10 protein-coding genes and 1 pseudogene are annotated in these 14387 nt (G+C 55.4%); 4 read left to right on the top strand and 7 right to left on the bottom strand.

What is annotated here, in order from left to right; all coding sequences use genetic code 11:
• The first annotated feature begins 142 nt into the window (after window positions 1–142).
• Together AB4Y80_RS04840 and AB4Y80_RS04835 are read left to right on the top strand one after the other, a co-directional pair.
• Window positions 143–1219 carry an IS110 family transposase gene (locus tag AB4Y80_RS04840; RefSeq protein ID WP_442212206.1) on the top strand — a complete coding sequence of 359 codons (1077 nt, stop codon included), beginning with the start codon at window positions 143–145 and terminating at the stop codon, window positions 1217–1219.
• 110 nt (window positions 1220–1329) lie between these two features.
• The gene (locus AB4Y80_RS04835; protein WP_442212204.1) at window positions 1330–1539 is read left to right on the top strand and encodes a hypothetical protein; all 210 of its coding nucleotides are present in this window, start codon (window positions 1330–1332) and stop codon (window positions 1537–1539) included.
• 15 nt (window positions 1540–1554) lie between these two features.
• Here the strand turns inward: AB4Y80_RS04835 and AB4Y80_RS04830 are convergent.
• Window positions 1555–2870 (bottom strand): annotated as a pseudogene (locus tag AB4Y80_RS04830) (ISL3 family transposase).
• Between the two features lie 144 nt (window positions 2871–3014).
• On the opposite strand from AB4Y80_RS04830, the gene AB4Y80_RS04825 reads away from it, so the two are divergent.
• A complete protein-coding gene (locus AB4Y80_RS04825; protein WP_442212217.1) occupies window positions 3015–3470 on the top strand; it encodes a hypothetical protein in 456 nt (151 codons plus the stop codon).
• A gap of 48 nt (window positions 3471–3518) precedes the next feature.
• Here AB4Y80_RS04825 and istB read toward each other — a convergent pair whose 3' ends face one another.
• Together istB and istA are read right to left on the bottom strand one after the other, a co-directional pair.
• A complete protein-coding gene (istB, locus tag AB4Y80_RS04820) occupies window positions 3519–4289 on the bottom strand; it encodes an IS21-like element helper ATPase IstB (protein ID WP_442212203.1) in 771 nt (256 codons plus the stop codon).
• A complete protein-coding gene (istA, locus tag AB4Y80_RS04815) occupies window positions 4286–5527 on the bottom strand; it encodes an IS21 family transposase (protein ID WP_442212202.1) in 1242 nt (413 codons plus the stop codon). Before istA ends, istB begins: the two co-directional genes overlap by 4 nt.
• Here istA and AB4Y80_RS04810 point away from each other — a divergent pair.
• Window positions 5499–6611 (top strand): IS30 family transposase, encoded by a 1113-nt coding sequence (locus AB4Y80_RS04810; RefSeq protein ID WP_442212216.1) that lies wholly within the window; start codon window positions 5499–5501, stop codon window positions 6609–6611. The genes istA and AB4Y80_RS04810 overlap by 29 nt on opposite strands.
• Before the next feature lie 374 nt (window positions 6612–6985).
• On the opposite strand, the gene AB4Y80_RS04805 is transcribed toward AB4Y80_RS04810, so the two are convergent.
• The 4 genes from AB4Y80_RS04805 to AB4Y80_RS04790 form a co-directional block, all read right to left on the bottom strand.
• The gene (locus AB4Y80_RS04805) at window positions 6986–7717 is read right to left on the bottom strand and encodes an acyltransferase (protein ID WP_442212201.1); all 732 of its coding nucleotides are present in this window, start codon (window positions 7715–7717) and stop codon (window positions 6986–6988) included.
• Between the two features lie 793 nt (window positions 7718–8510).
• Window positions 8511–9599, bottom strand: a complete 1089-nt coding sequence (locus AB4Y80_RS04800; protein WP_442212200.1) for an XcbB/CpsF family capsular polysaccharide biosynthesis protein — start codon at window positions 9597–9599, stop codon at window positions 8511–8513.
• Complete coding sequence (locus tag AB4Y80_RS04795; protein ID WP_442212199.1) at window positions 9596–13441, bottom strand: CDP-glycerol glycerophosphotransferase family protein; 3846 nt, start codon at window positions 13439–13441, stop codon at window positions 9596–9598. The genes AB4Y80_RS04800 and AB4Y80_RS04795 overlap by 4 nt, the downstream gene beginning before the upstream one ends.
• A gap of 146 nt (window positions 13442–13587) precedes the next feature.
• Window positions 13588–14286: an NTP transferase domain-containing protein gene (locus AB4Y80_RS04790; protein WP_442212198.1), complete on the bottom strand. Its 699-nt coding sequence runs from the start codon at window positions 14284–14286 to the stop codon at window positions 13588–13590.
• Window positions 14287–14387 lie beyond the last annotated feature (101 nt).

Here is a 14387-nt window from a genome sequence, read left to right as displayed (position 1 = left end):
GTAGCTTGATCAGAAGACTGTCCACCCTAACTGGGGTGTGACCCATCACAGTTCTGCTCCGACAGTGACTTCTCCCCGGACTGGTACCGGCCGCATACGGCCGAATGCACCTGTTCCGATCAGAGAAAGAGCATCAAGCCGCATGACTAYCGTCTCCCACACCGTCGCCAAAATGTACTCTTTTGTAGTGGGTGTCGACACCCATGCGAAAAAGCATGTCTACGCCATTATGACCAACACAGGCGAACACCTCGAAACCCGAGACTTCCCCACCACTAGTACTGGCATCAAGCGAGCCATCACCTGGGCCGGCAGGCGCACTGGAGGCGACGCGAACACGCTCTGGGTCGTCGAAGGGACATCCTCGTACGGAGCCGTGCTCACCGGCGCGGTTACTGACGCTGGCTACAAGGTCACTGAAGCGCCGGGCGGGTACGCGAAAATCGGGCGCGGCGTCGGCAAAACCGATCCTCTGGATGCCCAGCGCATGGCCGTCGCGGCACTCCCGGTGGAAGCCGGGAAGCTGCGTACCCCACGGCTGAATGAGGGCGCACGCGCCGCACTACGGGTTCTCGTGACCGCCCGTGACATGCTCGCTGTGGAACGTACGAAGTATGTCAACGCGCTGACCGCGCTTCTGCGCATAACCCTGCTGGGAGTAGACGCGCGCAAGGCGCTGGGCAGTGCCCAGATCCTCGAAGTCGCTGGATGGCGCACCCGGAATGAAGCGCTCGAGTTGAAGGTGGCCCGCGCCGAGGCGGTGCGGCTGGCTCAACGTATCACCGAGCTGGACGCACAAATCAGGGAGAACACAGTTGAGATGAGCGCTCTGCTTCAGCTCAGCGAGGGCAGGGAACTGCTGGAGCTCGCTGGTGTTGGACCGGTTGTTGCGGCGGTCTGCGTGACTGCGTGGTCGCACCCCGGCAGGCTGCGTTCGGAGGCGGCGTTCGCGTCCCTAGCGGGTGTGAATCCGATTCCTGCGTCCTCGGGGAACACGGTGCGTCATCGGTTGAATCGCCGTGGCGACCGGAAACTGAACAAGGCTTTGCATACCGCTGCGATGGTAAGGATGACCCATGACGAAGAGACCAGGGTCTATGTCGAGAAACGCACTGCGGAGGGTAAGACGTTGAAGGAGATCCGCCGCTGCATCAAACGGTTCTTGGCTCGCCGAATCTACAAAATCCTCGAGTCAGCGGAAGTGTTGCCGATGACATGACGGCTTGACAGACATAGAAGCTTCTGCCCATAGGCGGCCACGAAACTGCCCACTGGGGCGAGTTCTAGCGAACGTTGCAACACCTCCGACAAACCGGAGTTGCATCACCCATGGAACCATCATCAAGAAATAGTTCGTCATTAAAGAAAAAATCTCCTTCAACGGAGAAATCCGCGCCGTTGGCTATAGCTGCGGTGAAGCGTCAGCAGCAGTCCCATAGCCGGGCCCAACGGGAGGATTTCCTTTCCGCCCTGGCGCGTCTGGGAACCGTCGCCGATGCAGCCAAGGAACTCGGCATCAACAGGAGTACCCGCCAGTAATGGGGCTCTTCGTAATTAGGCATGGTTGGGGGGTTTGATCCGGTACGGGCGGTGGCCGCCGGCACTGAGTAGATTGCGCAACCTGTAGTTCGAGAAGTTCCTAAACCCACGAGCAATCCGCCGAGTTGTTTCCATGACTCCGTTGACAGCCTCGGTAGGGCCATTCGAGGCACCTTGGGTTTTGAAGTAGGCAAGTATTTCGTCCCGCCAGGACTTCAAAGTCCGTCGGAGCCGGGCAACTTCCGGGATCGGGCACGATGGAAAAGATGACAGGGCTTTGGCCACGAGTTCCCGTCCTTTCTCCGGTGGTGCGTGATAGATCGCCCGGACTTGTTGGTAGCACTGCCATGCGAGGCTGACTTCGTGGTTCGGGTCCCCGGCCTCAAGCTTGGCGTTCAGCCGGGCGATCTGTTTCTCACTCAAGTGCTCGACACCGATCTGTAAGGAACGACGGATCTGAAACAGCGGTTCACCCTTGCGTCCGCGGTGTCCGAGTGTGTCTTGCTGAACCCGGCGGCGAACGTCATCGACCATTGCGCAGGCCAGTTTCACCACGTGGAATGCATCAAGGACCTGGATCGCGTCATGTGGTTCATCACGGATCGTGTTGGCGTAGCCACGGAACGGATCCAGGGTGGCAACCTTGATTCCAGCCCTGAATTCGGGTGCTTGGGCTTTGAGCCAGTCAGCGTACGTTTTCCCTGAACGGCCCTCGACCAGGTCAAGCAGCCGGGCATGCACGACACCGTTGGCATCGCGGGTGTGGTCAATGATGCCGGTGACCATGCCCGACCCGGGGAACCCGGTATGCACCCAGACATGCTCATCAACACCCAGCGCATCCACCCCGGCCAGCCGGTCCTCAGTGCTGGTACGGCGTTCCGCTTCAGCTTTCACCGCCTTCCAGAGTGTGTGCCAAGAGACGCCAAGCTGATAGGCCAGGGCCGAAACCGAGGTGTCAAAGGGAGAGAGCGCGTCCGTGGCCCAAGTGATGGCGCGAGTGGTTAGTTTCGCCTTCACCGGCGCCAGCGCATGGGTCTCGGTAAAAGGCCCGGCAGGACAATCAGGATAAGCGCAGCGCCAGATCCGTTTGGCCCAATCCAACCGGACCGGGCGACCATGAGCTGGCGTGTCATGCAGACGCACCACGCGCCGGCCGTGGCCGATCGCTACCACCCCACAGACAGGGCACCAGCAAGGAACTGGTCGGTTTCAACAGTGATGATTTGCCCGCGGGCAGTGTTCTCCGCGGCAATGACGTGGATGCCTGGGACATCCAGGAGCGCGTCGGCACGCACACACCACCGGCGGCAACAAGTAGCATTATTCATGTCAGGGTTTCTTGTGAAGGTGTTTCTTAGTCGATAACCATTCAAAGCGACCCTGACGTCTCTTACATGCCGCCACGCCGCACCAAAGCGAATGAAACAACCCGGCGGATTGCTCGTGGGTTTAGGAACTTCTCGAACTACAGGTTGCGCAATCTACTCAGTGCCGGCGGCCTCCGCCCGTACCGGATCAAACCCCCCCAATCATGCCTAATTACGAAGAGCCAGGAATGGGGCAACGCTGCCGGGATCAGGCGCCAGCGTCAGTACACCCAGGCGGAGAAGGAACAGTTCCATACCGCCCTGGATCGAACCGGCAGCATCGTGACCACTGCCTGGGAGCTGGGGTTGAATATCGGCACCGCGCACAGCTGGGCTGGCCGAATCAATCCGGCAGCCAGGAAGCCACGGAACACCACGTCGGTGAAGACCAGTCCCGCGCAACGCTACTCACCAGCGGTGATTGAGGAGTTCCTCAGCGTGCTCCGCGAAATCGGCAGCGTCAGTGCGGCAGCGAAGCAGCTGGGCCTGAACCGCTCCACCTGCTCGAACTGGGCGATCGATGCCGGCATGTCCTCCACATGCCCTGTCAACGCCAACTGAAAATAGGGCCATTTTTGCCATTTGAAAACAGGGCCACGGTGTGTTGTTTTATTGTGCCAGAGTTTGTGGCTTGAGCCGGCCTTGGAGCCTGTAGCTGTTGCCGGAGAGGTTGATGACCTCGGCGTGATGAACGATCCTGTCGATCATGGCCGACGCGATCGTGGCGTCACCGAAGACGTCGGCCCAGCGGCTGAAGGACAGGTTGCTGGTAAGGATCAGCGAGGCCCGCTCATWGCGGGAGGAGACGAGCTGGAAGAACAGGTTCGCCGAGTCCTGGTCGAACGGGATGTAGCCTACTTCGTCGATGACAAGGAGCTTGTAGCGGCGGAGTTTAGCTAGTTCCGCCGCGAGTTGCCCACGGTTGTGGGCCTCGGCGAGACGGGCGACCCAGCCCGTGGCGGAGTCGAACAAGACCCGGTGCCCGGCATGGGCGGCCCGGGTGGCGATGCCGATGGCCAGATGGGTTTTGCCGGTGCCGGGCGGGCCGAGCAGGACCACGTTCTTGGCTTCTTCCAGGAACACCCCGGTGCCCAGATGGGCGATCAGGGACCGGTCCGCGGCGGGCTGGTGCTCGAAGTTGAACTCCTCCAGGGTTTTGTGCCCGGGGAACTTCGCGGCCTTGACCCGCAACGCGGCGCCGGAGGCTTCTCGCTCGGCGACTTCCCGGGAGAGGACGGCGGCGAGGTATTCCTCGTGGGACCACCCGGCGGTGCGGGCGGTGTCGGCCAGGTGCCGGTAGCCGTCCCCGATCCGTGGCGCCCGCAGCGCCCGGGCGTAGTACTCAATGTCCTTGCCGGCATTGGCTGCCACCGCGGTCACAGTGTTGATCCGATCAATTCCGGTGCTCCACCGGTGGTGATGCCAAAGGCCTGGTCGTAAACGGAAAGATCACGCTCCTGCACGACTGCCTGCCCGGGCGGTTTCCTGGCCATGGAACTCCGGTAGTCCCGCCGCAGCTCGGCGGCGCGGCTAACGTGGGCCGGGTCCGYGAAGATCTGGTGCCGGGCCCACCTGCGTTCATGCCGTGCCAGCACCATGGCGCCGGCGGTGACGGTGACGGTATCCAAATCCGCGGTAACCTGCACCAGCCGCCCGATCGCTGACGGGTCCACGGAGTAGTCATTCGAATGCACCCGCACGTAATAGTCCCTCGGCAGGCGGACCTCCTTGCGGAACGCGGCATCCGGGGCAATCGGACCCAGCGGGCGCATCGCCGCCCGGTCCGCAATCACAAGCTCCGCAGGGGTGCCGTGACGGGAGCGGGTGTAGCGCGCGTTGGCGCGTGGCAGCCAGGCGTAGAGCTGGTCGTTGAAGTCATGCGGGTCAATGAAGTCCCGCCCGGGCATGAACCCGCGCCGGAAGAACCCGTTCATCCGCTCCACCATGCCCTTGGACTCAGGATCCCTCGGCGGCAGGAGCTTGATCTCGGTGCCCAACACCCCGGCGAACGCGCTGGCAGCCTCGGTGAGTTTCCCGCGCCCGATCCCGGTCTCGTTGTCCCACAGCAGGCGGGCCGGGACGGCATCGGCTTCCTGGATCAGTTCCCACATGCCACCGAGCAGGTCCTCGGTGGTCCGGGAAGGAATCATCCGGGCTTGCACGAAGCCCGAATAGGTGCTGGTCATCACCAGCACCGGCGGCTTGCCCTCCTGCCCATACCCCAACGGCAGCCCCTGGTGCGGGAACCACAGATCACACTGCACCGTTTTGCCCGGATCATGCACGAGCCGGTCCGCCGGATCCGCCGGCGCGTACTCCGGCCTGATCTTAGCGACCTTGGCACGGAACAATGACGCGGACCCGGTCCAGCCCACCCGCTCGGCCAACACCGTCGCCGGCATCCGCGGCGTCACCACCAGCAAGCGCCGCACGTCCTTCTCGAACGCGTCGAACGAAGACCCCGCGGGCCTGCGTTCATACTTCGGTGCGGTCTGAGCGGCCAACGCCCGATCAACCGTCCCCCGAGAGACACCCAGCTGCTTCGCCAACCCCCGCTTCGAGATCTTCTCGTTCGCATAGCGGTGGCGGATAGTTACCCAATCATCCAAATTGATCACCTTCAATGAWGTCAGGTGGCCTCATTTTCAATTGGCGATAGTGGCCCTATTTTCGGTTGGCGTCGACATATCCCCCACGGTAGCGTTGGAAGCTCTGGAACAACCCATCAGCGCCCGCTACCTGTCCCTGCAGGAGCGGGAGAGGATCGCGGACCTGCGCTCCCATGGGACCTCAATGCAGGCCATCGGCAGGGAACTGGGCCGGTCCGTGGGCACCATCAGCGGGGAAATCAAACGCAACAGCCACCCGGTGCTGGGCTACCGGCCTTACGGTGCCCACCGAGCGGCCACCGCTGCCCGGGCACGGCCCAAGGACAGTAAGCTGGCAGTACCCGGGAAACTGCGCGACTACGTGAAAACCAAGCTCCTCACACACTGGTCCCCACAACAGATTTCGAAGCTCCCGATCAAGGAATTCCCCGATGACGAGCAGATGCGCGTGAGCCACGAGACGATCTACCAGGCCCTCTACGTCCAGGCCCGCGGCGGACTCAAACGCGAGGTCAAGGACGCCCTGCGCACCGGCCGAACCCGCCGCAAGAAGCACAGGAATCCCGAAGAACGCACCAGCCGTTTCCGGGACCCGATGATCAACATTTCCGAACGCCCCGCCGAGATCGAAGACCGCGCGGCCCCGGGCCATTGGGAGGGGGATTTAATAACCGGGGCCTATAACCAGTCGGCGATCGCCACCTTGGTTGAACGCACCACCCGCTACGTGATGTTGGTGCACCTGCCGGTGGATCACACAGCAGAATCAGTCCGAGACGGGCTGATCAAGACCATGTCCGCCCTACCGGCACACCTGCGGGGATCCCTCACCTTGGACCAAGGCGCCGAAATGGCCAAGCACAACGCATTCAGCATCGCCACCGACATGGACGTCTACTTCTGCGATCCCGCCAGCCCTTGGCAACGTGGATCCAACGAGAACACGAACGGGCTGCTGCGCCAGTACTTCCCCAAAGGCACCCACCTGAACGCCTACGGCCCCGAGGACCTCGAACACGTCGCCCAAGAACTCAACGCCCGACCACGCAAAACGCTCGACTGGGACACCCCAGCCGAGCGTCTTCGTGATTAACTGATAGYCAGCTAAGCACGGGAGTTGCAACGACTCCTGGAATTCAAGCAGTGGGCAGAAAACCTGGCCGCTGGTGGGCAGAAACTCATGGCCCTTGACAGGGGTTAAGCGTGGTGCTGTCCTTCGTGGACGCGCTCGGATTCGGGAGTTGCGTGAGGATCGTTTGGGCCAATTCCTCCTCGCCGGGGCAGGGCACCGCCCTGGTATGATCTCGGTTCCTTGGCAGGGATGATCGCCGGCGGCGTGGGAATACGTCAGTGTGGCCGCCACCATGAAATCCCCGGGTTAGCCTAGTCCGGCGGGCTACCAGTGCAAAGTCATTAGACCCCAACTTGGGCATAAGCCATTACCTTCCACATGGAGAGAGCCATTCATCACGTTCTATTCAGTAGCCTGCGTCGTATGCGCCACGCACGTCGGCGCAGGTTCATTAGGAGATGGTTGCGTGAAGTTAGCGGCACCTCAGAATCTTCCGTCATATTCCAATAGGCAGACTTTCGAACAGTACTTGCGTCTGGCTTGTAATAGGGCGCATGACCGGATAAATGAGGGCGTTCCCATACTGTATTCCGTCGCACAACTCGGGCGGGTGAGCCCACGGCAACGCAGTTGTTGGGTATTTTGCCGGCAAGTAGGCTCCCATGCCCAAGAACTGAGCCGTCCCCTATCTTCGCTCCCGCCAGGACTGTAGAGCCCTTGGCGAGCCAGACGTGATTTCCAATTTGGATGGATTGAGACGGATTAACACGTTTGCCTGAAAGAACATCGAATATAGGGTGTCCATCGTCGGCCCTGATTTCGACGTCCGTGGCGATCATTACATCGTCACCGATGGTCACGCTCGTCCCTTCAGCCGCGGTGATGGTGAGCGTGTTCGTTGTTGAGACATTATATCCTAACCGGACAGTGGCGTCCTGACCAATCCGAATGTATGCCTTGAGTGGATTGACGCTTCCATGGCCACCTATCTCAATCGTGGCGTTGCTGCAATCAAACTGAAGGGTTAGTCGATCAATTGAGGCATTGTCATGCACGGTCAATCTATTATTTGATCCGAGGAAATTTATGATGATGTTTTTGTCGAGTTTTCCAGAATATGTAATCATGTTTCCACGATCATCTTGATAGCTTTCGAGTGCCCTTAGATTCCTCATTTGATAATTTTACCCCAACATGAGTGGGCCGTTATGCCGGCTATGTCATCAATTCGCCGGCAGCGGAGAATACCAGCGCCGCCGAGCTCACCACAGTGCAGGAAGGCCACTGGACCATCGTTATGGCCGGCGACCCCTGCACCGAGAAGGCCACGAGACAGACCGCATCAGTGAGGACGTTGACGGATTCGGTGGGCAAGTTCGAGTTACCCTTGCTGAGGAATTACCCCAGAACTCGTTCGTCAAACGGTAAATGCCCGACCGAGTCGAGCGACTTCCAGGACCCGGCCGCTGAAACGAGTATGACCTGATGGTTCGGTTCGCAAACGCATCGAGGATCTAGATTGGCGTTCGGCCAGGGCCCCCTGCCGTAGGCGTCTGTCGGGTGTGAAGCGGATACACATCAGCCGGCCCACTGGCAAGCACTCGAGCAAAGCGTATGAGGGAGGATATAGCCCCCGGCTATCACGGGCGGCCTAATCGTGCCACGGTCCACCGCCTCGGATGGACTAACCGACAGACAGGAGGCCCGCACCATCAGTGCGGGCATCACATAGCCGCCTGCGACACAGTCCCTTCGCCGGCCAAACTATCTGGATGACCCAAATAGCACGGTAGTGTCATTCAGCTTGGGAGGGTGCTTTTGTAGCCGGAAAATCGTGCGTGACCACCCCGATCTTCCTAGCTACGGCTCGCGCAAGGTCTCAAACAAGCAGCATAGTCAGGCGCCGAAGAGCGATTAGGGTTAGTCAATATGATGAACCCCCACGCGCATATGTAACCCATATAGATGACTGTTCATTAGCATTGTGGCCGAATTAACAGTCGCTCCGCCGACATCCGGATGGTCCATAATCTCGGGACTTCTAGAATTCAAAAATACCATTGAGTCTGCCAATTGCTCAACAAGTATGGAGTTAATGTATTTGAATTGAGGCGACCGCTCTGAATAGATGACGGACCACATAGGGCGTGAGCTTTCACCTGCAGGCCTTGCCGCCTTCACCTTATCGACTAAATCAATAAATATCGATTGCTTTGTTTCGGGAAATATGCCGGTCGCCGTAAAGTGCGAGTCATGATATTTGACTACATAGTGTTCATCCGAGACGATTGGGTCGACAGCCACGCAGCGATATCCACCAATTATCGAGTGGTATAGTGCGCCCGTGCCACCCTTGGATACGCCGTATATGACGCGTGAATCGCGGCCAATACTGTATTGATGGCCAATACTTTCTATAAGCCTCTGTATGTTTTGAATATTATTTGGCAAAAATTGTGTATTCAAATAGAAGGCGCCGACTACGCCGCCGATATCGGCGATTCTCAAGATAAGAGTGTCCTTGGGCAGATATTTATGTACGCTTTGAAAATTCTGCATGAAATGACGCATCAAACTGGCAGTGTATATATTTTCGTGCATTGCCGACATGACTATCAACAGCCGCTTCGGTTTCAAACCGGAGTTTGGGGCCTCAAGCTTATATATAATACCTTCATTTGAGACCCTGAATTCGCCATCTCGCACGTTATTCCACAATTTAGGTATATAGTCGTGACGAACTAATCTACTTTCGTCATCGGAGGACTTATAGACGTAGTACCCAGCCACGGACAATCGAGTGAGCACCTGGCGAACGGATTCATCTATAACTGCGATACGAATCAGGTTGGCGTTCAACTTTGAAAAAGTGGCATGCGCAACGTGTATGAATTTCGGTTGTGGTGACCAGGAATCTATCGCACTAATAAGGTCTTCTGTAGAATCCTGAAGATTGAGGTACCGCACATCTGGATTGACTACAGTTTTATCGTTTGTCAGAACACTCATTTCAACGCACCAACTTCTCTGCTAATCGTCGCCCGTGCAAAACTGAGCGAAGCGCGGGATATGTAAGCATCCTCATCGAACGATGGATCAGGTATAGAATCGGCCAATAGAGCTCTAATTCCTTGAACGAGTCCTTCCATGGAGTTCTCGACGAGTTTGCCCATGCCGCTCTGCAATACATGCCGTGTTCCAACGATATCCGTAGAAATAATTTTCTTGCCCAACACCATTGCTTCCAACAGCACCATCGGCTGGCCTTCGTGATTCGAGGATAATATAAATGCGTCGGCCCGCTTTAGCACGGGGAATGGGTTTTCCCGCAAACCACCGAGGTAAACAGACTGTTCCATTCCTAGGCTCTCAATAAGTTGAGTTAGGGCCGCCCGCAAGGGTCCGTCACCCAGAATGACGAGCTGTACCCTAATATTTGTACTTTCATCCGTATTGATTGCCTTGACGGCGTGTATCAACTTGGCGTGATCCTTTTCTGGAGACAATCGACCAATTGACACTAGTTGAATGACATTCGGTTTGATGAACGCTTCAATGTCGGCATCGATATTGCTAAGCGCAAGTTTTTTGATCCTTGACGGATCTATCTGATTCACGCAATCTATAAATCTACTCCGCGGTACGTTAAAACGATCACTCAAATTACTCGAGTTTTCATCCGAAATCGAGGATGAAACAGAAATAAGGTTGTCAAAATACGGATAAATTCTAAATAGCGATTCCAGATATTGAAATCGTTGTTTCCATTCGCTCATCATGTCGTTGTGAAGGTAGATCGACTTGCTTGCGGTACTATCGGCAAAGCCAAGTATGGAAGACCAGAAAGTTGAGTAGCCCTCAAATTCAATTATGGCATCAAAATTTGCAGCCCCGAAAATTCTCCTATATTCCCTAGCAAACGACTTTCCGTATACGTTCCATTGTTCGGCAGAAGTAAGAGTCCTATTTCGGTTTAACTTGTCTACAATCCACTTCTCTTCTGGTGTGAAGAGTTGACGACCGGTTCTCCCGATGACACTGACATGTGCTGGGAGCTCTGACAGTTTCGCTATCCGGAGCGGATCTGAAGCCGTCGTTTCGGCGGATACCACCACCGTAGTCATGTACTCATCGGGTCGTAGAGTTGAAATCAGATTCTGTATCGATGTGGTAATACCATTAGGAATAAAACTGTGATGAAAAAGAAGAGATGGACGCTTTACGTCCGCGATTTCGACAGCGTCCGCCTCGTCGTCTTCAAAAAAGAACTTTACTGCCCTTCTTGACGCCATTCCGTCGTCCATGGGACAGAATTTTTCAATGTACATTGTTGCGTCGAAATGGTTTGTGCCGTCAAGTGTCTTCCGAATTCCTTCTACGAGACCCTCAACTGTCTGCGCCTCATAACCGGGAAGATCTTCCCCGCGGAAGTACAATCCACGTTCTGTGTCAAAATCTGCTGCATCGTAGGTATAGAAAAATAGTGGTTTCTTCGTAGCCAAGAAATCGAACGCGATGCTTGAATAGTCCGTTATGAGGATGTCAACGACGGCCAGCAGTTCGTTTGTCTCAATTTCCTTCGGAATGGTGGTAACTGGAATGTCCAATTCCGCCAGCAATGCCTCGGTGTAGTGGTGGGCTTGGAATAGAATATCTGCGTCGAGTTCGTTAAGTGTCCCTAGGTCATGCACAAGGCGGTCAATGTCAAAGTGACGTGTGTCCAGCCCTCCTCGCCACGTGGGTGCATAGAGGATGGTCGGGCGTCTTGGCTCGGTTTTTGGAATCGAGAGAAGATCTCGAATTTCATCTCTTCGCATCTTGCTGAGGTTCAGAGTTTGGTCTACGCGGGGATAGCCAATTTCAGCTACTTTGGCGGACCAAATATGTTCAACATCGTACTTCTTGGTAAGAATTGAGGTTGTATGTTGGTTGCCTGTTAGCACGTGTGTTGCCTGGAGGAAATTTCTCGCAACATTTTTATGTTCCAGATATCCGGAGCGAATATCCTTACCCAAGGTCTTGATCGGCGTACCATGCCATGTGTTGAGATATTTCTGCCCGTCTCGACGAACGAACCACGCATGAAAGGTAACGTTGCTCACAAGATAGGCCGCTGTGGCCAGGGAGCGGCGATAGGCATCGCTATTACGCAGGATCGTCACTGTTCTCGCGTCTTCAGCCACATCCTGAGGAACAATCGTGCTGTCATTGACTGACCAAACATGACGGAGATGCCCATACTTAGGGTCGTCTCGAAGTTCCCTGTATATCGCTAACGGATTACAGCTGATGGAATCCGAATGAAAACTTTCGTAGAACACGACATTTTCGTCCAGCGGTAGATTTTCGGTCCACGCTGTGTATTGCATTATTTCGAAAAGACCTCTATCTTTCCGATAATTTTTCATGTCTATGCCATGCGGTTCGGAGAATATGTGCATCTGAAGGAACGCTGCAGTTCCCTCGCAATAGTTTCCTACAGCATAGTTCGCGCGGCCGAGTCTGTAATAGAGGTCGGCCTCATGCGTCGACACCCGTTGAATTTCCTGAGTCAGTAGCCTGATGCTGGAACGCCAGTAGCCATGCTTTTCGGCTAATTCGGAAATTTTCACGCAGGGAACAGTTGAGCGAGCAGAGGACTCTGCGTCGGAAATGATCTTGTACTCGTAGGTTTCAGGTGTTACTGAACCTATGCGAGTTGATTCTTCGACAAAAGCCACGGCCATTCCCGGCCGCATTTTTAGGAACGCTTCGCATGCTGTCTGATGGTTATTGACTTTGGTGAGGACGAATCCCAATCTATAAAACCATTCATGTTTCGGTTTTTCGGCATGTTCGGCTGCGAATCGGTAACATTCTGCGGCTTCGTGCCAACGTTCCATTCGCTCCAGACTGAACCCGCGACGAAAATGCCAATCCCACCTCAGTGGATTTAGCCTAATGGCGCTTGCGTAACTCTTGGAAGCCTCCTCCCAGAAATAGCACCTTTCAAGTGCTAGAGCTAGTTTATATTGTAGTTCGGCACTTTCGGGATATATTGTGGCAAAGTCTTGATATTCGTGAGCGGCGGTTTCCCAGTCGCCCATCGCCTGATAAAATGCACCAATGCCGAATTCCGAAGACCGGTATTTTGTATCGTGTGATATAGCCAAGTTAAAAGCAATTTTGGAATTATGCTTTTCGCTGGCTTTTCGCCACGCACGCCCCTCTTTGAAATAATTCAATGCGCTATTCGCACCAAGATTATTTGATTGATGGTAATACTTTCCGGCCTTAGCGTATTGACCCATTGAGTCACAGGCCTCAGCAAGTCGAAAAAGCCATTCTGCGTTACTCTCCTGGAACGGCAGGACTTTCTGCAGTATTTCTATTTCTTCCCATATTTTCCCTTTGGTCCGAAGTTTTTGGGCCAAGGTATCGGCAATGAGTAGATTTCGAGGATCTTTGGTGAGGGCGGTTCTCAATATTCGGAGAGATGCATGTTCCTGGCCCAATTGATCGTGACAGACGCTTTTTCTTCGTTGCCAGGACAGCTTCGAAGGATCGAGTTCGATGGCTCGATCGTAGGAGATTAGGGCAGTCGCGAATTCTTTGTTTCGTTCTTGTATAAAGCCAAGTCGATAGTGCCACGATGCATTATTGGGAGCTTTATTTATTGCTAGCTTGATATTTTTTTCGGCGGCTAAGTCGTCGCCAACAGAGAATTGTGCATTGCCCAAGTGGTATAGGACTCGAGGGTCTGGGTTGCGAGATGATTGAATAATAGATTTGTAGATTGAGATTGCGCGAGTCCAGTCTTTCTTTTGTTCGCACTTTTGCGCGGCCAAGTACAGCGCTTGCCAACCAATCATGTGTGTTATCCCTTAGCTCTACCCGGGAGTTTGGGGCAAAGTCTCTTGTTTAATTGTGAATAATTCGATAGTTTGTGACGATAATTGTGGGGTCACTTCTGAATATTGCGTCCCGTTGCATTAATACGAACCAATTTTGGTTGGAATTAGATGCTGGCGTTTGCCCGAACCAGGTCCTCCGGGAAGTCAATTTCCACGGCGTAGAATTGGCTGATATCAATTGGCAGCCACTTGATGCCATCTTCCTTGATGGTCAGCTCGATGGCGCCTTCAAAGTAGTCCTGCTCGTCAACCTCTTCGAGGCGCTTGATCAGGCTCTTCTTGTCCTTCTTCGAGACGTAGTTGATGCCCACGGCCTCGCCCAGTGCGGCATCATGGGGTACCTTTTTCGAGAGCAGATCGACGAAGCCGTGGTCATCGACCGTGTACTTGACCTCTTCGTCAGAAACGGATGATACGTCGACGGTGACGAAGGACTGGTCCTGCTTCATCATTGGGCGCAGGGTCTTGAGGATCTCCGGATCAAAGACGACGTCGCCGTTCATCCACAGGACGCCGCCCTTGGGGGAGTTCTTCAGGGCCTTGAGGAGACTCTTGGACGTGTTGGTCTGATCGTAATTTTCGTTATAGATAAAGGACGCATTGGGCACATGCTCCATGATCTGTTCCATTTTGAACCCGACCACAACGTTTAAACGCAGCTTCTTGCCAAAGGCCTCCTGCAGGTTGTGAAGCTGCTGGTGCATGATCGAGCGGCCATCACTTAGCTCCGTCAGGGGCTTGGGGTTGGGACGGGCCAGTCGCGTGCCCATGCCTGCCGCCAGAATTACAGCCTGAATTGTCATCGTGAGTTCGTCTTCCCTTAGGTGTGAGTTGCGCGGCAACACAACCTGCGGGCAAAGCGGCGCGAGCCGCCTTCATGTCCTGAGTTGAGTCCCCAAGCCGA

The organism is Specibacter sp. RAF43 (genome assembly GCF_052114065.1).
In the GTDB taxonomy this organism is placed as follows: Bacteria; Actinomycetota; Actinomycetes; order Actinomycetales; family Micrococcaceae; genus Specibacter.
Note: the sequence above shows the minus strand (reverse complement) of the source record. Positions and strands in the feature narration are given on the sequence as shown.

Coding starts and splice junctions, on each gene's coding strand:
- AB4Y80_RS04835 (WP_442212204.1), top strand. CDS start 1,330: ATGGAACCATCATCAAGAAATAGTTCGTCATTAAAGAAAAAATCTCCT.
- AB4Y80_RS04790 (WP_442212198.1), bottom strand. CDS start 14,286: ATGACAATTCAGGCTGTAATTCTGGCGGCAGGCATGGGCACGCGACTG.
- AB4Y80_RS04800 (WP_442212200.1), bottom strand. CDS start 9,599: ATGAGTGTTCTGACAAACGATAAAACTGTAGTCAATCCAGATGTGCGG.
- AB4Y80_RS04805 (WP_442212201.1), bottom strand. CDS start 7,717: ATGATTACATATTCTGGAAAACTCGACAAAAACATCATCATAAATTTC.
- AB4Y80_RS04795 (WP_442212199.1), bottom strand. CDS start 13,441: ATGATTGGTTGGCAAGCGCTGTACTTGGCCGCGCAAAAGTGCGAACAA.